Here is a 20433-nt window from a genome sequence, read left to right as displayed (position 1 = left end):
GCCCGGTGCGAAAACCTGCGCAACCCTTGTTCGGTAATGAACCAATTGGTACATTCGTGTGATGAAGACCTCGATCGCCACCGTTTCGATCTCCGGATCACTGGTCGAGAAGCTGCACGCGTGCGCGTCGGCCGGCTTCGACGGTGTGGAGATCTTCGAACCCGACCTGATCTCCAGCGACCACTCGCCCGAGGAGATCCGCGCGCTCGCGGCGCGCCTCGGACTCACCCTGTACCTCTACCAGCCGCTTCGTGACCTCGAAGGAGTCGACGACGACGTCTTCGCCGACAACCTCCGACGCGCCGAGGCGACCTTCGTGACGGCGCAGCGCCTCGGCATCGACACCATCCTGGTGTGCAGCAACGTCGCGACCGCGACCATCGACTCCGACGAGGTCTCCGCCTCCCAACTCCGACGCCTCGGCGACGTTGCCGCCGGATACGGCATCCGCATCGCATTCGAGGCGCTCGCGTGGGGCAGGTACATCGACGACTATCGCCGTAGTTGGCGGGTCGTCGAACTCGCCGATCACCGCAGCGTCGGACTCTGCCTCGACAGCTTCCATGTGCTGTCCCGCGGCCACGACCCCGCGGCGATCGCGACGATCCCCGGTGACAAGATCTTCTTCCTCCAGCTCGCCGACGCACCCGCGCTGTCGATGGATGTGCTCTCCTGGAGTCGCCATCATCGGCTGTTCCCGGGCGAGGGTGCGTTCGATCTCGCGCGCTTCGTCGGGCACGTGCTGACCGCCGGCTACGACGGTCCGCTCTCGCTGGAGGTCTTCAACGACACCTTCCGCCAGACCGATCCGGCGCGCACCGCGATCCACGCGCTGCGATCGCTGCTCTGGTTGCAGGACGAGCTGAATCTCCTCGACATCGCGGATACCAAGCCGCCCAGCGGGTTCGACTTCGTCGAGATCAAGGCCGAGGACACCAGCGAGGTGGAGGTGCTGCTCGGCCAACTCGGGTTCACCGCCCGCGGCCGACACCGTAGCAAGCCGGTCTCCCTGTGGACCGCCGGCGACGCGCGGGTGGTGCTCAACGAACAGCAGGCGCGCGACGAACAGCCGCATGTGGCGGCGATCGGACTTCAGGTGCCCGACGCCGAGGCGCTGTCGGAGCGTGCCGCCGGCCTGATGGCGCCGACTGCGTACCGGCGCACCTACGCCTCGGAGCAGAGTTTCGGCGCAACCCGGGCGCCCGACGGCACGGAGTTCTTCTGGGTCGACCAACCGCCGACAGGCGTGCCGTCCTGGGTCGACGAATTCCGCGACGGCCGCACCGAGATGCCCGGAGAGGTCACCTCCATCGACCACGTGAACCTCACCCAGACGTGGCAGACCGCGCAGGACACCACGCTGTTCCTGAGTAGCGTCTTCGGGCTGAGCGCCGACGCGCCCACCGAGGTGCCCGGACCCGCCGGTTTGGTGCGCAGTCAGGTGATGCGCACCCTCGACGGTGGGGTCCGGCTTCCGCTCAACGTCGCACCTCATGTGCTCGACGGCGCCGTGATGCCGCAGCACGTCGCGTTCGGGTGCCGTGACGTCGTCGGACTTGCTCGCGCCGCCCGGTCGGCCGGGTTGGAGTTCTTGCCGGTTCCCGACAACTACTACGACTACCTCCGTGGGCGATTCGGTCTCGAGGACGGCATCGTCGACGAACTGCAATCGCTGGATCTGCTCTACGATCGCGGACCGGGGCCGTGTGGTGGCCACTTCATCCACTTCTACACGCGCACAATCGGTTCCGTATTCTTCGAGTTCGTCCAGCGATTCGACCACTACGACGGCTACGGCGTCGACAACGCGCCGGTGCGTCTTGCGGCGCAGCAGGGCAGCCGGAACTGAGCCGATGTCCGTGGAAGGTGACCTGGGTCGGTAGTTCCCCTACTTTTTGTGCGGACCAGGACGGACGGCGACCCTCGTCCGAGTGCTCGTCGGCGTGTCGCGAACCCAGAAGCCGCGTGTCTGGTCAGAAACCCGATGCGCACCAGAGGTTTCCGACCGCAGATGCGGTTTCTGGCGACGAGTGCGGTGGAAAGCAATTTACCGCGCGTGACGTTGCACCGATCATGACCACAGCCGAGTTCGACCCCGCACTTGTCCGCATCGTCGCCGACCACCGCGAATCCATCTTGATCACGCTTCGACGCGACGGTCGTCCGCAGTCGTCGAACGTCATTCACTCCTGGGATGACGAGTCGGCGTCGGCGCTGGTGTCGGTGACCGCGACACGCGCAAAATCCCGCAACGTCGAACGCGATCCACGTGTCAGCCTGCACGTTCTCGGCGACGGATTCTTCGCCGGCTACGCGGTTGCCGAGGGACTCGGTGAACTCACGCCGGCTGCGGCCGACCCGCACGACGCCACGGTCGACGCCCTCGTAGACCTCTATCGATCGCTCAGCGGCGAGCATCCCGACTGGGACGACTACCGGCAGGCGATGGTCCGCGACCAGCGGCAATTGCTGCGGATCCGCGTCGAACGCATCTACGGAATGTCGCGCTGATCGAGCGTCAGGACCGGGACGGTTCCTGCGAGCGCGCGTCCCGGATCAGCCCGCGCAGTTCGTCGAGCTGTGCCTTTGCGCCCTGGTAGTAGGGCTTGGGCAGCGGCAGCGTGTCGGTGCGGGTCCACGGGTTGTGGTCTGGTGCGTAGCGCGCTGCCGGCCAGAACCCATCGTGCTCCGGCTCGGCATCCTCGGCGGTATGTACCTGGAGCAGACCGGTGAGAGCGCCGCACCGGTAGTCGATGCCGGTGATCTCGCCGAGCGGGAACTCGCCGACCTGAACGTCCGACGACGAGATGTTGCGGTCCTTCTTCAGTACGACGACACGGTCGTCGTACGCTGCCAACTGGCCGGACCGGCCACAGTTGAGCAGCAGCCACGGATGCTCGTCGCCCGGTGCGTGGGCTTCGATCGCGGTCCATTGGGCATCGGTGACCGGCTCGCCGAAGACGGCGACATGCTGCCGGTCGACGAGGCGCTGCGACTCGGCCTGTCGGGCGAGTTCTGCCGCGCGCCGTAGTCCGTCGATTCCGGCGGCTGCCGCGGGATCGATGCCGTTGTCGCGGAGGGTGTCGAGGAAATAGGCGAGGAACTTCGCCTCTGTCTTCTCGAACGTGCCGAACACCTCGGGACCGTGCGGCGTGTGGACCGTCAGGGTCGGCACCAGCCGATCGGAGGTGAGGTCGTACCCTTCGATCTCATCGGCGCACACTGACACGGCGATCACATCCTCGCCGGGTTCGGCGGCGGTGTTGAAGCCCAGGACACGCGCGTTGGTGATCGCGACACCCTCGGTCGTGGGCCGCAGGCGACGGGCCGAAGCCAGCGCGACGATGCGTTCGCCGTCGACGAGGTGGGGAGCCAGACGCTGTCGCCAGTGCGTGGCCCGTAGTGCGGGAATCTCGGTGCTCAATTTGGCCATGTTGTCCATTTTACGCGAGGCGACCGGACGACGCAGATCAGATGAATGCCCGATTATCCTCAAAGATGTTGAATTGCACCGTGTTTGGATGTCATCCGAAAGTCGGGACCTTGGTCCTCACCTGTGTGGCGAGGTGACGACGCAGTCGCGCGATCTGGCCTGGACTGTCGATTCCGACTGCACCGACAACTTCGGACCCGTCCCGGTACTCGAAGTACCCGTCGTCGACGGCGATCTCCTCGATCGAGTCCTCGGCCGTCGAACCGGTCCGTCCGACCATCTGGATGCGGTGGCCGTACCAGGTGGACCATGCGAACGGAACACCGGAGTAGATCTCCTGTGCCCCAGCGGCATTGGCCCCAGCGATGTAACCGGTGTCGACGGCGGTCGTCCAGTGTCCGGCGGGGTGGCCGGCCAGAGACGCGACGTCGCCCGCCGCGAAGACGCCCGATGCCGACGTGGACATGTCGCGGCCGCATCGCACGCCCCGCCCGGCCGGGTCCAGGTCGATCTCGGCGCCACCGAGCCAGTCGGTGGTGGGGGTGGACCCGACGGCGACGATGACGGCATCGGTCTCCAACCGTTCACCGGAGGTCAGCGAGACGGAACGAATGACGTTGTCCTGCATATCCATCTGCGTGATCTCGGTACCGAGAACCGTGCGGACACCGGCACTGCGGTGCAATTCGACGAGCGCAGCGGCCGCCAGTGGACCAGTGCACCGCGCGAGTGGGCGGTGCGAGGCATTCACGATCGTCACGTCCGTACCGCGGGACACCGCTGCCGAGGCGATCTCGGCGCCGATGAATCCCGCCCCGAACACCACCAACTGCCGAACGGAGTCCAGTGTGGTGCGCACTCGGATCGCGTCGTCGTAGGTGCGGAGGTGACGGGCATTGTCCAAGGTGCCGACGTCGAGTCCGGAGGTCGGATCGCGGAGTACTCGGGGAGTCGATCCGGTCGCGATGACGAGCGCGTCGTAGTCGACGTCTCCGTGGTCGGTTCGGAGGACTCTATCGCCGATGCCGATTCCGGTTGCCGCACAACCGGTCCGCAGATCGATGCCCAGGGCATCCCAGGTCTGCGTGCTGCGAAGTCGCTGCGGCTCGGGCAGGTCGTCGGAGTTCAGGACGGCCTTGGACAGCGGCGGACGGTCGTATGGTGCGTGGACCTCGTCGCCGATCATGACGATCTCGCCGGTCCATCCGTGTGCGCGTGCACCCTCCGCTGCGCGAACACCGGCCAGTGAAGCGCCGACGATGGCCAGTCGGCGCATCAGTCGACGATCCGCAGCGCCGACATCGGGCACGAGTCGACGGCGGCCCGGACGTAGTCGCGATCGCCGTCGGGGACCTCCGGCGTCACCAGGTCGACGAGACCGTCGTCGCCGATCTGGAAGTACTCGTGGGCCTGCGTTTCGCACATACCGATGCCCTCGCAGGCCGGTCGATCGACGTGGACGGTGCTCATGGTGCTCTCCTCCGAATTGGGCTGTGAACTGTGTGTGACTGTCATTCTGACTGGCCTGAGAGAGGGTTTCACTGGCCTTTCGCGCGAATCGGCCCGCTGGTTCTTGTGAAAAATCACAAGCTGTTGTGCAAGGCTTCCACCATGTCGGAACTGGGTGGATGGCTTGAAGAGTTCGAAGCGACGCAGCGTGACCCCGCAGCGGTCGAGGAGTGGGTCACCCGTACCGCCGACGTCATCTTCGCCGGCGTCGATCTTCCGGAAGACCTGCACGATGTGGTGCGTCAGGCCATTGCGGAGCACTGGTTGGCCTTCCTCGGCGGAATCACCGTCAGCGCGGCCGGAACCGATGATCTCGTGCCGGCCGCGCACACCCTGGCGGTGCGGGTCGCGCGAGGTCACCTCGGACTCCCGGTGTTGCTGAAGATCTACCAGGCCGCACAGGAGGCGGCGTGGGATTTCGCCGTCGAGGTGGTTCGCGGTGCCCCGGCGGAACTCGATCACGAAGCCCTACTGGTGTGGTTCTGGAGCAAGGCGACGAGGTGGTTCGGATCGTCGGTCGAGTTGTCGGTGGCGGTGTTCTCCGACGAGGTGGAGCGGATTCGACGTCGTGGCGACGCCCGCCGATATGAACTGGTCGCCGAAGTCCTGGCGGGCCGCAGCGTGGGACCCGCCGAACTCTCCGCGGAACTCGGGGGACACCCCGTCAACGGTGTCGCTCACGTGGCGGTCATCGCCCATGCGGTGGACGCCGACTCTATCGAGCGGCTCGAGCCGGCGGTGACCGCACTGGCAGCCGGACGGCGGGGCGCCCGCACGGTCGTCGTGCGTCCGGGCGGGCGGGAGCTGTGGGCCTGGTTCACGATCCGCGGTGACGCTCAACCACCGCTCGACGAGGGACTCATCGATCCGCGCGTCATGCGGGTCACCGTGGGGGGTCCGGCTCTGGGCTACGACGGATTCATCTGGGCGCACCGTGACGCCCGGACGGCCCAGCGCGTCGCACTTGCGCCGCACCGCGATGAGGGCGTCACCCGATACTCCGATGTTGCGGCGCTCACCATGTTGGCACTCGATCACCCTGCCGCCGAACGATTCTCGCGATCAGTCCTCGGCGAGCTCGCGGAATCCGGCAACGAACACCTGCATGAGACCATCAGGGAGGTGTTGACGTCGTCCAAGACCGCCGATCTCGTGGCGAAAGATCTTGGAGTGCACAAGAACACCGTGCGCTACCGGACTCAGCAAGCCGAACGCCTGCTCGGACGGCCACTGACCGAACGAGCAGGCGATCTTCTTCTCGCGCTGGACTACTTCGACGCCTTCCTCAGGTGAGCCTCCTCGTCCGCATACGTCATCGGGACGAAGTCGACCTTTTCCCGAACCCCGCAGTCCGGGCAGCACCAGTCGTCCGGGATGTCGCGCCACTCGGTCCCGGCTGCGAAGCCTTCGAGTTCGTTGCCGGACGCGACGTCGTACACATAGTCGCAGCCAGGGCAGCTGGCCGCGCGCACGCCGTCGTCGAACGTGTTGCGGGTCGAGTCGACGATGTCGAACACGGTTTCGGTTGTCGGGGTGGGGAATTGCCGGAGAAGACGGTCGAGCTTGCCCGGTGCGACATTCGCGAGCCGGACGTCGCCGTCGAAGTGCGCTGCGACGCGCTTGTCCATCACCCGTCGCCAGAGCGGCGGGAACAGTGCGAGCACGATCATCCCCGCATAGCCGGTCGGCAGCGTTGGCGACTCCTTGTAATCGCGCAACGTCTGATAGCGGCGCGTCGGGTTGGCGTGATGGTCACTGTGGCGTTGCAGGTGGTAGAGGAGCACGTTGGTGGCGATGTTGTTCGAGTTCCATGAGTGCATCGGCAACACACGCTCGTAGCGTCCACTGTCGGTGCGCTGCCGGAGCATTCCGTAGTGCTCGAGGTAGTTCACGATCTCCAGCAGCGAGAAGCCGGCCACTGCCTGCAAGAGGATGTAGGGAAGGATGCCGACGCCCAGCCAGGCGATCAGCGCACCCCAGAGCACCAGGGTCATCAACCACGCGTTGAGCACGTCGTTGCCGATGTGAAAAGGATGGGTTCCTTTGCGTCGGTACCGCTTTGCCTCGATCTCCCACGCGCTGCGCAGCGATCCGGTGACGGTACGGAGCCAGAAGCGGTACAGGTTCTCGCCGAGCCGCGACGACGCCGGATCCTCCGGGGTGGCCACCCGGACGTGGTGGCCACGATTGTGCTCGATGTAGAAGTGGCCGTAGAAGCTCTGGGCCAGAGCGATCTTCGACAACCAGCGCTCGTGGCTCTCCTTCTTGTGGCCGAGTTCGTGCGCGGTGTTGATACCGATACCGCCGATGAAGCCGAGAGTCATTGCCAGCCCGACCTTGTCGATGACGGGCCACCCCTGGGTGGCGATGAGGTACATCGACACGATGAAGCCGGCGTACTGGATCGGCAGGAACGCGAAGGTGATGTAGCGGTAGTACTTGTCGTTCTCGAGTTCCTCGATCACGTCATCGGGTGGGTTGGTGGGATCGAAGCCGGTGAGGAAGTCGATGGTCGGGACGATGACGAGCACCATGATCGGGCCGACCCAGAGGAACACGCTCCATCCGGTCAGTTCGTATCCCCCGATGGCCATGAACGCGAATGACGGCACGATCAGGCCGATGAGCCAGAGATAGCGCTTCCTGTCGCGCCATCGCGCGGTCGAAGTATCGGCTACGGTGCCGGTGGCCTCCAATGCCATGGTGGGTACCTCCTGAATCGGGCTGGAATCGAAGTGTGTTGTCAGAATGACCCCATCTGGAGCCCTCGACACCGTGGTCGTGCACCGAAAATCGATCGTGGATTGTGAATATTCACAATCGCCTCGAACTGGCGGGGCTGCGACGCATACGCTGGGCCGATGAGTGCGACCGTCGCGGAGTACACGACCATTTCCCATCCCGAACCCGACACGCGCGTCTGGCATGAGGTCCACGGAGAAGGGCCGCCGGTCGTCTTGCTGCACGGCGCGTTCTCCGGTGCGTCGTCGTGGGGAGCGCAGGTTCCCGCGCTGGTCGACGCGGGGTGGCAGGTGTTCTGTCCGGAGCGCCACGGCCACGGACACAGCCCCGACGTGACCGAAGAGTTCCACTATGCCGACATGGCCACCGAGACCATCGCCTATCTCGACGAGGTGGTCGGTGGTCCGGCGCAGATCGTTGGTTGGAGCGATGGGGCCGTGGTGGGAGCGCTCGTCGCCCTGGCGCGTCCCGACCTGGTGCGCGGCCTGGTGCTCGTCGGTCAGTACTACAACAGCGCGGGCCGTGCGCCTGGGGGAATCCTGGATGCCCTGCAATCCGGCGATCCCGATCTGCTGGCCTTCTTCAAGGCCGAGTACGCCGATGAATCACCCGACGGCGCAGACCATTTCGAGGTCGTTTTCGACAAGACCATGGCGATGATCACCGCCGAGCCGGAGATCGACCTCGGCGAGCTCTCGGCGATCGCCTGCCCGACGCTGGTGATGCAGGGCGACAAGGACGAGGTCACGCTCGATCACGGCCGGGAGGTCGCGGCGGCGATCCCCGACGCGCGGTTGTGCGTGATCCCCGGATCGCATCTCATCCCGATCGAGGCCGCACCCCAGGTCAATGCGGCAATCCTCGATTTTCTCGGCGACCCGGCTACTGCGCAGGGTTGACGGCGTAGCGTGGCGGAGGGGAAGTCAACGACGAACGGACCAGGAGACCGCGTGCCCGAAACCACCAGAACCATCGTCCTCACCGGTGCGAGCGACGGAATCGGGGCGGTCGCGGCGCGCAAGCTCGCCGGACCCGGAACCGACCTGATCCTCGTCGGTCGGTCCGCGAACAAGCTGGCGCCGATCGCATCGGAGACCGGCGCGCGATCGTTCACCGCGGACTTCTCCGAACTTGCGCAGGTGCGTGAGTTGGCCGACAGCATCGCGTCGGCCGTCGACTCGATCGACGTGCTGATGAACAACGCCGGCGGCACGTTCGACCCCAAGGACCGCACCGCCGACGGGCACGAGCCCAACTTCCAGATCGACCACCTGGCACCGTTTCTGCTGACGAACTTGCTCCGCGAGCGGCTGGCCGCTGCGGGGTCGTCGTTGGTGCTCAACACCTCCAGTGTCGGCAATCTCGCCGGCAGCATCGACCTCGACGACCTCGACTTCGAGAAGCGACGTGCCTTCGGGTTGCGTGCCTACGGCACGGCGAAGCTGATGAACATCCTGTTCACCCGTGGCATCGCCGAGCGGTGGTCCGACGACAAGATCTATTCGGCAGCAGTACATCCCGGCCCCGCAGCGACCAGCTTCGGCCGCGACTCGAAGTTCATCGGCCTCGCCTATCGTTCACCGCTGACGCGATTCGTGACGATCACTCCCGACCAGGGCGCGGCACCGCTGATCGAACTCGCACAGCGTGGCGCCGACCCGACGATCAACGGGGTGTACTTCAGTCGGCACAAGGCCAACGGGCTGCAGAATCCGCAGGCCCGCAACGAATCCCTGATCGATGGTCTGTGGCAGCGCTCTGCCGAGTTGGTGGGAGTCGCCTGAGGAGACCGTCACTGCCCGTCGCGTGGCGGAGTCGCGGTCGACGACAGAGCGGCCAGCGCCAGAGCGGCCACCAGCACGGCTCCCATGGCGGCGAACACGACGGCCGAACGGGTGGCCGCAATGAGTGCACCGCCCGCGAGCCCCGCCTGCTGCGCCGTCCCGAGCGCGGCGGCGCGGGCGACGGATCGTTCGGTTGCCGTCGCCAGCGTTGCGTGATTGGCGAGCGGGAAGACTACGCCGATGCCGAGACCAACCGGAATCGTGATGGCCAGCAACGTAATAGGCGTCAGTGTGACGACCGCGAACAGGACACAGCCCGCGGCAAGGAGTACGGTCCCCACCGCCAGTAGACGGCCGACTGCCCGAGCCGGGCTCACGGCGCCGACCACGGCCGCACCCAGTGCTGCCGCGCCGTTGAGCGGAAGGAAGCCGAGACCCGCGCTGGTCGGCGTCCAACCGAAATCCTGCTGCAGTACGAAACTCGCCGTGATCACCGTGGCCGCCAACACCGCATTGCCGCCGACGGTCGCGGAGAACGTCCAGGCGGTCAGCGGATCGACGTGGTCTCGATGAGGTTCCACATGTTGTTCGGGCTCGCTCCGAACCGTGCGTCGCGCGGCCATCACCCACCCGCCCGCGCAGACGAGTGCGGCGGCGGCGATGGCCCAATAGCACCAGCGCCACGAGTGGGTCGCCAACGGGGCGACCACGAGAAGCGCTGTGACAGAACCCGAGCCGGAGATCAGCGAGAAGACCGCGAACGCGCGAACTCTGCGCCGATACCCGCGTGTCACGAGGTGGAGCGACGCGAGTACGCCGGTGGTGACGACGGCACCCGCCACCCCCTGGGCTGCGCGGGAGGCGACGAGATCGGTGAGGGTTTGTGCGCGAGCGGCCGATCCCGCTGTGACTGCGAACGCGAGTGTCGCGGGTGCCACGACGATACGAGGGTCCGCCCACCGCAGCAACACACCGGCCAGTGGGAGCGTGCAGACGAACGCCGCGGCGAAGGGTGTCACGAGGACGTGCCGGGCTTCGCCGCCGAGCCCGAGCTCGTCGGCCACGGCGGGGCCGAGCAGCGACACGACGGTCTCGTCGACGATGATGACGAACTGGGTGAATGCCAGTACGAGCACCGCGACTCTCGGCGTTCGGTGTCCCGTCGATCCGCCGGACGTCGTCATGTCACCTCCTGGCATGCGGCCACAATGCCTTTCGCCGCGGACGATTCGTGTGCTTACTATGGCAGAGCCCGGCGGGGGACATGGGGCGCGTGCCGAACCGGAAGGCCGTCGTGAACTCTCGACATCGCTCAGGAAATCGTTTGATCACCGCACTCTGTGCGGCGCTGGTGGTCGTCGCCGGGTCGGTACTCGCTGACAGTGGCGCACAAGCCGGCGCAGACACCCTGCACGGCATCCGATATGCCCACGCCACCGCGGGTGTCCCTTACCGTGAGACACCGATCGGAGGCCGCATCGTTCTCGCGTCCGTGTGGTCGGCGTCGATGCAGACGCAGGTGCCCGTGCTGATCGGGCGTCCGGCCCGGCCCGGCCCGTCGACTCCGGTGATGTACCTGCTCAGCGGGTCGACGGGTGGCGAGGACAACGACGACTGGACGCATGCGACCGACGCCAACGCGTTCTACGCCGGTAAGAATGTCTGGACGCTCACCCCGGTGGGCGGTGCGGCGAGCTACTACGCGAACTGGCGGCATGTCGACCCGGCCGCGAACTTCCGCTTCGGTGTGCGCACGTCGCGTCCGCTGCGCTGGGAAACCTTTCTGACCGGCGAACTCCCGGCTGCCTTCGCGCGGGCACATGGCAACTCGGGACCCCGTGGCATCGCCGGGATCTCGATGTCGGGTCAGTCCGTCATCCGGCTCGCCGAGAATCACCCCGGCTTCTACCGCGCGGTGGGCGCCTACTCGGGGTGCGCGGAGACCGCGTCGCCGCAGGGGCAGCTGATCCTGCGCACCGTCGCCTTCGTGCCCGGTGGTGCCGACGCGAGCAATCTGTACGGCCCGCCGGGAGATCCCCAGTGGGTGGCACAGGACCCGGTGATCAACGCGTACAAGCTCGCCCGCCGCACTCCTGCGCTGTGGATCAGCGCCGCCACCGGGTTGCCCGGCGCGCACGACAACCTCGGTGACCGCACCATCGCCGGCAATGCCGGTCGACTCGCCGAACAGGTGACCATCGGCGGGCTCGACGAGGCGGCGGCGCGCTACTGCACCGTCAACTTGGCTCGACGACTGTCGGCCCTGCACATACCCGCCACCGTGCGACTGCCCGCCACCGGAACCCACTCGTGGGGCTACTGGCAGGATCAGATGCACCGGTCGTGGCCGATGTTTGCTCGGGCTTTTGGGCGCTGACCAGGTTTTTCAGCGGGGATTCAACTGGCGGCCGATACCGTCTGACATGGTGTGGGGCGATCAGAACGTACCGTGGGCCGTGGCTGGGACCGTCTGCCGATGACTCTCGCACGGCGGGCTCTGTGGCTGGCCCAGCTGTTGCGGCCCGACGTAGCTTACGTGATCGCGTTTGGCGTGACCATGGCTGGGCCCCTTGATGTTTCGCGCCTGATCGACGCGGCCGGCGATGTCCTCGACCACGTCGGCTGGCGCGACATCCACATCCCGGCAGCGTGTTCCCCGGCCGATCCCTCGTGCCTCGATCCGTTCCGACCGGGCCGGACGGGTTGTGCCGCGGTGGATCTCGTCGACCTGTCCGCGAATCCCGATCCGCGCCTGGACAGCGACCGGCGCGCGGCTGCCTTCATCTCGTCGCCCGCCGGATCCGATCTGGACGCCCCGCTGTGGCGCAGCGAATTGCACAGACTCGGACCGGACCGGCACCGGTGGATCGTGCGTGTGCACCACGTGCTGACCGACGGGGCCGGTGCGCTGCGGGTGATGCGGCACATCGGGGACGTCTACCGGGCGGGTGCGCTGCCGGCGGATCTCGTCGTCACGAGCGATGCCGACCTCGTGTCGGCCGAGCAGGCGTATCTCGACTCGCCGCGGCACCGGACCGACGCGGTGTACTGGGAAGAGATGCTCGACCGTCACGAGCCGTCCCTGATGACGGGTGGCTCGCCCGAACCGACCTCGGACATCACCCGGATCACGAGACCGCTGTGCGGAATTCGGCGCTCATCGTCCACAGAGGCGTTGAGCGCGATCGCCACATTCTGTGCTCGCATGCTCGACACCCCCGATGTGGGTTTGGCGTTACCCGTAGCGGCCCGTACGTCCAGGTTGCGGCGCGACGCGGTGCAGCCGCTGTCCAACGTGGTGCCGTTGACCCTCGAGGGTATCGGCGACGCCACCGCGGCGGGTGCCCTCGAGCAATTGGAGACCGCGGTCGTCGGTGCCCTGCGCCACCAGCTGTACCGCCGGGAGGAGATGCTGAACACGCGTGACGATCTCACCGATTTCGGAGCAGTCGTCAACCTGCTGCCCACCGTGTCGCTCCCGACCGTCGACGGAGTGCATTGGCATGTCGAAGTGCTTCGGACCGGACCGGTCACCGATCTGGCCGTGACGCTGCACCCCGACGACGACGACGGCCGCGGGGCGATCACCTGGGAGGCACCCGCGAGCAGTGTCCACACGGAAGAGCTGACGCGTTGGGCCACACGATTCCAGCGGTATCTCGACGCCACCCTCGACGAACTCGACAACGGGAAGCCCGTTCCCGACGGCGCGGTGTTCCTGTCCGGCGAAACAGAACGCTTCCGATGTCGATCCGGTCCACCGGCACCCCGATTCTCCACTACCGCAGCACTTCTGGATGACTACCGAGCCACCGATCCGGACGCCGAGGCAGTCATCGACGGAGAATTGTCGCTTTCCCGCGCCGAGTTGGTCCGGTGGGCCGATCGGGGCGCGCGCATGCTGACCGACGCCGGGGTGACTCCAGGCGACCCCGTCGCGGTCTGCATCGAACGGTCGGCGGCATCGGTCGTCGCGTTCTGGTCGGTGATGCGTGCGGGTGCCGTCTGGGTGCCGGTCGGCGACCAGTTCTCGCCGGAAGGGCGGACGGTCGAGATCATCGAGCGCACGAATGCCAAGGTGGGGCTCTGCGCGCCGGGCAAGCCGGGGCCGCCGGTCGTGCGGTGGGTCGAGACGGGGCCCACCGCTGCGGGGCGTCCAACCGATCTGCCCGGGCAGCAAGATGATTGGTGGCCACCCGGGTTGTCCCGCGGCCCCGATGACCGCGCGTACATCTTGTTCACCTCCGGTTCGACCGGTCACCCCAAAGGTGTCGACATGCCGCACCGGGGGATCCCGGCGCTCGTCGCCGAGATCCGCGAGTCCTACGCCCTCGACGCGGATGCCCGCATGCTGCACGCGTCGTCGCCGACCTTCGACACCGGGATCGTCGAGTTGCTCTCTGCCGTCGCCACCGGCGCGGCGCTCGTCGTCGCACCGGTGGCGGCGCACAGCGGAGATCGGCTTGCCGAGGTGATCGAGGCGCATCGCGTGACCCACATCATCGTGACCCCGTCGGTGCTCGACACCCTCCCGATCGACCTCGCGGACCGGTTGCGGCAGGTGGTGCTCGGTGGCGAGCCGGTCGGTCCGCGACTCGTCGCCCACTGGGGAAACCGCGTGCCATTGCGAACCGCGTACGGCCCCACCGAGACACGATGCAGCATCAACTTCTCCGGGCCGCTCCGCCCCGGACGCCCGCTGACCGTCGGTCCACCGATGATCGGTGTCACCGAGGCCATCCTCGATCGGCACGGTCGTGCCCAGCCGCCGGGCGCACTCGGCATCTTGTACTGTGCCGGGCCACAAGTCGCCGACGGCTATCTCGACGCACCCGACCTCACCGCCGAGGTCTTCGGCGACTGCACCTTCGCCGACGACGCGCGGATGTATCGCACCGGTGACCTCGCGACGTGGACCCCCGACGGTGAGGTGCGTATCCTCGGCAGGCGCGATCAGCAGGTCAAACTCCGCGGACTGCGCATCGAACTCGGCGAGGTCGATGCCGCACTCGGCGACGCTGCAGGAGTCCGGACGTCGGCGACACTGCTGCGCGAGACCTTCGGTGGGCGAACAGGACTCGTGTCCTTTGTTGTGCTCGATGAGGGTTCTGTGGCATCCGCTGCCGAATTGCGCAGACAGCTCGCGATCCGCCTGCCCACGTACATGATCCCGTCGGCGATCGTGTTTCTGGACGAGCTGCCGCGCACCGCCAACGACAAGCTGGACGTGCGTGCGCTCAAATCCCATGCCCTGCCGGGTCCGGGACAGGTGCGCGGGCCGACGGGACCCGCTGAGGCACTGGTGCTCCGAGTGCTCGGCGAGGTGCTGGGCAACGTGACCATCGATCCGGACGCGAGCTTCGTGGAAAACGGTGGAGATTCGCTCGCGGTCGTGCGCGCGGCACATCTGTTCGCCGCGGCCGGGCATCCGGAGATCGGACCTGGCGACGTGCTCGCCGCAACGTCGCCGGCCGACATCGCGGCTTCGATGACGATGAGCGACAACCTGGACATCCCGCCGGCGCTCCCAGCGACAGGCAACGATGACGCAGCACGCAGGCTCGCGCCCGCGGAGCTGACGGTTTCGCGCACGCCCGGCGATCCGGGAGCGCAACTGATGCGCTTCGCGTGGGTTCCCGAACCTGGTAGCGCCCCGTCGGTCGGGGATGTGCGCGCGATGGTCGGCACGCTCCTCGATCGGCACCCCGCCTTGCGATCCACCTATCCGGACGTACCGGGAGGGGCGATCCAGCTTGTGGGACAGGCTAGGCCGGAGGAATCGGTGATATCTGTCCACGCGATCGCTCCCGACCGCAACGCGCTGGGATCGCTCGCCGATCGGCTGGCGGCGCGCCTCGACGTGCGGAAGTCGCCGCCGGTCGGCGTTGCTGTTGTCACCGACGACGATACGGTCCGGGCGGTCGTCGTTGTCGTACACCACGTTGCGGTCGATGGTCATTCGCTCGCGATCCTCGCATCCGACGCGGCCGCGCTGTCGCGCGGCCAACCGCTGACCCCGGCGCCCACGCGATCACCGGGCGAGAGTCGCCACGATGCTCGAGACCACCGCTTCTGGATCGATCACCTGGGTCGCGAGCCGGACTCGTCGTGGACCCTGGCCGGAATCTCGCCCACGACCGTCGCACCGGGCCGTGCGGTGCGCCGCTCGGCGCTGGTCACCGCGCAGACGTTCCGTCGCTTCCAATCCCGCGCCGCGCGGCTGGGGATGACCCCGTTCGAGGCCTTCCGCACGGTCGTCGCGACGGCTCTCGCGGACACCACCGGCGACCGGCGGGTGATCTCGGCAACCCCGCACTCGATTCGACCCGCTGACGACGAGGGCGTCGTCGGCAACTACGTGCTCAGCGCGCTGCTACCGCTCGACGCGGACATCGCGCCCCGGCGGGCCGCGGAGATGGCGCGTGAGTATCGTGCCGCCGCGACCCTGCCGGCCGAAACCGTTCTCGATCTCATCGGCCACCCCGCCGTGGCCGAAAGCCTCTTTCCCGTACCGGTTCTCGTCGGCTGGTCCCCGCCGATTGCGGCCACCATGCCCGCGGGCAGGGCGTATGTGTTCGGGCCGTCGTACACCCGCTGGATGCTTCAGATCCAGGGCGAGCCGCATCCCACCGGGGAACTCGGCGTGCGGGTGACCGGATGCCGAGAAGTGTTCGGCGACGATAGAGCCGAGAGCCTCCTGCGGGCAGTGCTCGGCGGTCTGGAGGCGTCATGACAGCGACGACACACACACGGCCGAGTTCACTCGCCGTTGATGGGCGACCGGCCCAACCGATGGCTGCCGTCGCAGAAGGGTTGGATCGCCGACCGTCCGCAGCGGCACAAGGCGAAGGTCGAACGGTGGCGCGGTATCGGGTTCCCGTTGATGTCCACGATCTCGACGTCGCCGCGCACCACCAGGGGACCGCCGGGGGTCACGGTGATGTGCGCCGGGGTGCGTCGGCCTGTCGGTGGCGGGTGAGCGTCAGGCGTGTCCATTCCTCCATGGTGCTCGTCGGATGCCGCCGGCGCGACCACCCCGTCCGCGACGCGCCGGGGCGAGCGAGAGGATCGACGTGATGATGAGCCGCTCGGCAACGCATTCGGCTCGCTGCCCGATGCCCGAACCCTGTGGTGAGCTGAGTTCGATTGTGGTGGAACTGTTGTCCGGCGACCCGTGTGACCAGACACCGGGCCCGCCGGTCGAGCGGGTGGTCCCGAGGTCGGCGGGGGTCGACCTGCTCGACGACCTCGACATGCAGCGCGCCTGGTTTGTCCTGGCCGAACTCGACGGTCACGGCGTCTGTGGGGTTGACGACCGGTGGAACGAGCATCCTGCGGTCGCGACGCTGCGCCGATCGATGGGTGACGCGCTTGCCGAGGCAATTCGGGATCGCGTGGGGCCGGTCGCTGGGTGCTCGGCAGCCGGGTTGCCGGACCGGGTGCGAGCCGAACTCGACTCGCTCGACGCGCCTTCGCTCGCCGGTCACCTCGCCGTCGACGGGACCGTCGAACAGTATCGTGACTTCCTTCGGCATCGTTCGATCTATCACCTGCGCGAGGCCGATCCGCACACGACGGCGATTCCGCGGTTGACCGGTCGCGCCAAAGCCGGGCTCGTGGAGATCCAGAGCGACGAGTACGGCGCGGGCCGCGTCGAGCGGATGCACTCGACACTCTTCGCCGGCACCTTGCGGGCGCTCGGGCTGTCCGCCGACTACGCGGCATATGCCGCGGACCTGCCCGCGGTCACCTTGGCGTGGTCGAACGCGTTGACACTCTTCGCCTCCCGTCGGCAATGGCGGGCGGCGGTCGTCGGTCATCTCCTCGCGCTTGAGTGCACCTCGTCGATACCCAACAAGAAGTACTCACAGGGGCTGAGCCGACTCGGCTACGGCGACGGTGCGACCCGCTTCTTCGACGAGCACGTAGAGGCCGACGCCGTGCACGAGCAGATCGCGATGCACGACATGGCGGTTCCCCTCCTGGTCGAAGAACCGGACCTCTCCGTCGACCTGCTCATCGGATTTCGTGCGGCGCTGATGCTCGATGCCGATGTCGGACGGCATCTGCTTCGGTCCTGGGCGGTGTGACTCTGGCGCGCTCGGTGGTATCGGCGACCCCGGCCCGGACCAGAGGTGGGACCACCAGGACCGCTGCGGCTCCCAGCGCGACGGCCGCACCGACGTCGGTGAGCCAGTGGACTGCCATGTACAGGCGAGTGGCGGCGACCAACGCGGTCACCACCAGGGCGGCCGTGATGGTCAGGGCACGCGCGCGCCGCGACCTGGTGGTGAGGACGGCGATCACCAGCAGCAGCGCCGCGGTTCCCGCGACATGTCCCGAGGGATAGGAGCCGGTGGTCTCCACGGTCGAGATCTGCAGGACGGCCGGGGGGCGTGCACGCGCGACCGCGAGTTTCAACAGTTCGCACACCGCGCCGGCGGCACCAACCGTGCACAGGACGATCAGCGGGCGCTGCACCGAACGGTCGACGACGTAGGCGACACCCGCCGTGGCGAACGTCATCGCAGCGATCCATACGGGCCCGAACAGGGCGGTTGTGGTGACCACGACGGAATCGAGCGCGGCGTGGCGGTGCGCGACCATGGTGCGCAACGCAGATTCGTCGATCTGCCCGAGTGGGTTGTGGCCGGTGCCCAGGGCAAGCCCGAAGAGTGCGATCACCGCCAGCAGGGCGGCCGCCGTCGCATACGGAACGTGCTTCATGGCGACAGCGTGGACCGGTGCGGCTGTGGCAGGGCTGTGTCGAGCTGAATCCCCGCTGAAGAACACGTATGGGCGTCGACGCCGGGCGCCGTACATTCGTGGCATGGGCGATTCCCGCTGCCGGCATACGCGTCGGCGCCGGATGGGTGTCGGTTCGCCGCGCTGGCACGGCACGAGTGTGCGTACGCGGCTGACCATTGTGGGTGCGGGCCTGCTGACTGTTGCTCTGGCGATCGCCGGGGCGGTGGTGCTACTGGTCCTGTACCGCGCGTTGACCTCCTCGGCCGATGCGGCGACGTCCACGCGGGTCGCCGAGGTTGCCGAGGCGGTGTCGGCTGCGGCCGGCATCGAACCGGCCCTGATGTCACACACCGAGAGCATCGACGTAGTGCAGGTCATCGACTCGACCGGGGCCGTCGTCGCGGCGAGCTCGGGCGACCGCCATGAGGAGGCTCTCGTCGCGCCACTGACGGCGGGCGAGCGCCGCACCGAGGTCGACGCGGCGTTCCCGGGCAGCCCAACCGAGTATCGCGTCACCGTTCAAGGGGTCGCGACGCCCGACGGTAGGACTCTGACCATCGTGGCGGGTGCCGCCGAGGGGCCGATCCACGCGACGGTGTGGACGGTGTTCGCGGTGCTCAGCGTGGTGTTCCCGATCATCATGGTCGCGGCCGTGGTCGCCACCAACCAGTTGGTCGGCCGCACACTTCGCCCGGTGGAATCGATCCGTGCGGAGGTTGCCGACATCTCCCGCTCGGGCCAGGCACGCCGGGTCCACGTGCCCTCCACCGAGGACGAGATCGCCACCCTCGCGACGACGATGAACGAGATGCTCGACGCACTCGCCTTCGCGCGCGAACAGCAGCTGCGCTTCGTCGGTGACTCGTCGCACGAACTGCGCAGCCCCCTGGTGACGATCCTCGGCCTGCTCGAGCTGTCCCGCCGGACCGGTGAGCCGATCGACGCCAACACCGTGTCGACGTTGCTGCTACCGGAGGCGTTTCGCCTACGCGACCTCGTGGACGACATGTTGCTGCTCGCCCGGGCCGACGAGCACGGACTCACCCCGGACATCGAGGAGGTGGATCTGGACGACCTGGTCAACGACGAGGTCGCACGTCTCGACCTCACGACGGATCTCACGATCACCGCGACCATCGTGCCCGCGCGGCTGCTCGGTGATCGCAATCAGCTGGCGCGTGTGCTGCGCAATCTGTGCGACAACGCGGCCCGGCACGCGCGCACCAGCGTCGACCTCACGATGACGTCCGACCCGCAGGTGGCCACGGTCGCGGTGACCGACGACGGTCCCGGCATTCCCGATGCGGACCGGTCCCATGTCTTCGATCGTTTTGTCCGCCTTGATCCCACTCGCTCTCGATCCGCGGGGGGAACAGGAGAAGGAGGCACGGGAGCAGGGGGCACCGGACTCGGGTTGTCGATCGTGGATGAGATCGTCCGGGCCCACCGAGGCACCGTCACCGTGGCCGACTCCGACGGCGGTGGCGCCACGATGATGGTGTCGCTGCCGAAGCCACCCGCCGATCACGAATCCGCGTGAGTTGTGTCGTCGATCAGTCGGTAACCGGCGCCGCGGATGGTCTCGATCGTCTGGCAGCCGAACGGTGCGTCGATCCGTTTGCGCAGGTAGCCCACATAGACCTCGACGATGTTGTCGTCGCCTCGATAATGCGCGTCCCACACCTGTTCGAGGATCTCTGCCTTGCTCACCACAGCGCCTCGGTGTCGCATCAGGCACTCGAGAACGGCGAACTCGCGAGCGGTCAGCCGGATCAGTTCATCGGAGCGCCGGACTTCTCGTTTTGCCGGGTCCAGGGACAGGGTGCCGGCCCGTAGGATCGTCGGGCGTTGCGGAGCGCCGCGCCGAACGAGGGCCCGCAACCGTGCGGACAGCACGACGAAGGAGAACGGCTTCACCAGATAGTCGTCGGCACCGAGATCGAAGGCGTCGGCCTGGTCGTATTCGCCGTCCTTGGCGGTCAGCATGAGCACCGGGGTCCACACCTCTCGGCGGCGCAGCTCACGCACGGTCTCGTAGCCGTTGAGAACGGGCATCATGATGTCGCACACGATCGCGTCGTACCTTCTGATGCTGGCGCTTTCGAGGCCTTCGGCACCGTCGGCTGCGCTGTCGACGGTCCAGCCCTCCGCGGTGAGGGTTCGTCGCAGGGTTTCGGCGGCACGCGGATCGTCTTCGATCACCAACACGCGCATGAG

Annotated in this window: 17 protein-coding genes; 9 read left to right on the top strand and 8 right to left on the bottom strand. The window is 67.3% G+C overall.

Features of this window, described 5'->3' with window-relative positions; genetic code table 11:
- Positions 1-61: 61 nt before the first annotated feature.
- Both ABZW74_RS02765 and ABZW74_RS02760 read left to right on the top strand, forming a co-directional pair.
- Complete coding sequence (locus ABZW74_RS02765) at positions 62-1849, top strand: TIM barrel protein (RefSeq protein WP_355273641.1); 1788 nt, start codon at positions 62-64, stop codon at positions 1847-1849.
- A 224-nt stretch (positions 1850-2073) separates the two neighbouring features.
- Positions 2074-2511 (top strand): PPOX class F420-dependent oxidoreductase, encoded by a 438-nt coding sequence (locus ABZW74_RS02760; RefSeq protein WP_355273639.1) that lies wholly within the window; start codon positions 2074-2076, stop codon positions 2509-2511.
- Between the two features lie 7 nt (positions 2512-2518).
- Here the strand turns inward: ABZW74_RS02760 and ABZW74_RS02755 are convergent, their stop codons facing one another.
- From ABZW74_RS02755 to ABZW74_RS02745, 3 genes are all read right to left on the bottom strand, one after another.
- Entirely contained in the window at positions 2519-3433 is a 915-nt protein-coding gene (locus ABZW74_RS02755; RefSeq protein WP_240860904.1) for a hypothetical protein, read from the bottom strand.
- Positions 3434-3524: 91 nt separating this feature from the next.
- Positions 3525-4709, bottom strand: coding sequence for an FAD-dependent oxidoreductase (locus ABZW74_RS02750; RefSeq protein ID WP_240860906.1), 1185 nt, complete (start codon positions 4707-4709; stop codon positions 3525-3527).
- Positions 4709-4903, bottom strand: coding sequence for a ferredoxin (locus ABZW74_RS02745; RefSeq protein ID WP_240860909.1), 195 nt, complete (start codon positions 4901-4903; stop codon positions 4709-4711). The genes ABZW74_RS02750 and ABZW74_RS02745 overlap by 1 nt, the downstream gene beginning before the upstream one ends.
- 141 nt (positions 4904-5044) lie before the next feature.
- Here ABZW74_RS02745 and ABZW74_RS02740 point away from each other — a divergent pair, with 141 nt between their 5' ends.
- The gene (locus ABZW74_RS02740) at positions 5045-6235 is read left to right on the top strand and encodes a helix-turn-helix domain-containing protein (protein ID WP_240860911.1); all 1191 of its coding nucleotides are present in this window, start codon (positions 5045-5047) and stop codon (positions 6233-6235) included.
- Here ABZW74_RS02740 and ABZW74_RS02735 read toward each other — a convergent pair.
- The gene (locus ABZW74_RS02735) at positions 6211-7644 is read right to left on the bottom strand and encodes a fatty acid desaturase (RefSeq protein WP_355273634.1); all 1434 of its coding nucleotides are present in this window, start codon (positions 7642-7644) and stop codon (positions 6211-6213) included. The genes ABZW74_RS02740 and ABZW74_RS02735 overlap by 25 nt on opposite strands.
- Positions 7645-7803: 159 nt before the next feature.
- Here ABZW74_RS02735 and ABZW74_RS02730 point away from each other — a divergent pair, with 159 nt between their 5' ends.
- Entirely contained in the window at positions 7804-8583 is a 780-nt protein-coding gene (locus ABZW74_RS02730) for an alpha/beta hydrolase (RefSeq protein WP_355273631.1), read from the top strand.
- A gap of 51 nt (positions 8584-8634) precedes the next feature.
- The gene (locus tag ABZW74_RS02725; protein ID WP_355273629.1) at positions 8635-9468 is read left to right on the top strand and encodes an SDR family NAD(P)-dependent oxidoreductase; all 834 of its coding nucleotides are present in this window, start codon (positions 8635-8637) and stop codon (positions 9466-9468) included.
- Between the two features lie 8 nt (positions 9469-9476).
- On the opposite strand, the gene ABZW74_RS02720 is transcribed toward ABZW74_RS02725, so the two are convergent.
- Positions 9477-10652 (bottom strand): MFS transporter, encoded by a 1176-nt coding sequence (locus ABZW74_RS02720; protein WP_355273626.1) that lies wholly within the window; start codon positions 10650-10652, stop codon positions 9477-9479.
- A 140-nt stretch (positions 10653-10792) separates the two neighbouring features.
- Here ABZW74_RS02720 and ABZW74_RS02715 point away from each other — a divergent pair, with 140 nt between their 5' ends.
- Complete coding sequence (locus ABZW74_RS02715; protein WP_240860919.1) at positions 10793-11845, top strand: alpha/beta hydrolase family protein; 1053 nt, start codon at positions 10793-10795, stop codon at positions 11843-11845.
- A gap of 99 nt (positions 11846-11944) precedes the next feature.
- Entirely contained in the window at positions 11945-16201 is a 4257-nt protein-coding gene (locus ABZW74_RS02710) for an amino acid adenylation domain-containing protein (RefSeq protein WP_355273623.1), read from the top strand.
- Positions 16202-16227: 26 nt separating this feature from the next.
- On the opposite strand, the gene ABZW74_RS02705 is transcribed toward ABZW74_RS02710, so the two are convergent.
- Positions 16228-16464, bottom strand: coding sequence for a CDGSH iron-sulfur domain-containing protein (locus tag ABZW74_RS02705; protein WP_240860922.1), 237 nt, complete (start codon positions 16462-16464; stop codon positions 16228-16230).
- 80 nt (positions 16465-16544) lie between these two features.
- Between ABZW74_RS02705 and ABZW74_RS02700 the strand changes: the two genes are divergently transcribed.
- Positions 16545-17558 (top strand): iron-containing redox enzyme family protein, encoded by a 1014-nt coding sequence (locus ABZW74_RS02700; RefSeq protein WP_355273620.1) that lies wholly within the window; start codon positions 16545-16547, stop codon positions 17556-17558.
- Here the strand turns inward: ABZW74_RS02700 and ABZW74_RS02695 are convergent.
- The gene (locus tag ABZW74_RS02695; RefSeq protein ID WP_240860926.1) at positions 17485-18195 is read right to left on the bottom strand and encodes a phosphatase PAP2 family protein; all 711 of its coding nucleotides are present in this window, start codon (positions 18193-18195) and stop codon (positions 17485-17487) included. The genes ABZW74_RS02700 and ABZW74_RS02695 overlap by 74 nt on opposite strands.
- Positions 18196-18298: 103 nt before the next feature.
- Here ABZW74_RS02695 and ABZW74_RS02690 point away from each other — a divergent pair, with 103 nt between their 5' ends.
- On the top strand, positions 18299-19756 hold the full coding sequence (locus tag ABZW74_RS02690; protein WP_355273617.1) for a HAMP domain-containing sensor histidine kinase: 1458 nt from the start codon (positions 18299-18301) through the stop codon (positions 19754-19756).
- On the opposite strand, the gene ABZW74_RS02685 is transcribed toward ABZW74_RS02690, so the two are convergent.
- Complete coding sequence (locus ABZW74_RS02685; protein WP_240860930.1) at positions 19741-20430, bottom strand: response regulator transcription factor; 690 nt, start codon at positions 20428-20430, stop codon at positions 19741-19743. The genes ABZW74_RS02690 and ABZW74_RS02685 overlap by 16 nt on opposite strands.
- Positions 20431-20433 lie beyond the last annotated feature (3 nt).

The organism is Gordonia sp. NPDC003585, assembly GCF_040610755.1.
Classification (GTDB): domain Bacteria; phylum Actinomycetota; class Actinomycetes; order Mycobacteriales; family Mycobacteriaceae; genus Gordonia.
The sequence above is the reverse complement of the archived record's forward strand: the minus strand, read 5'-3'. Positions and strand labels throughout refer to the sequence as shown.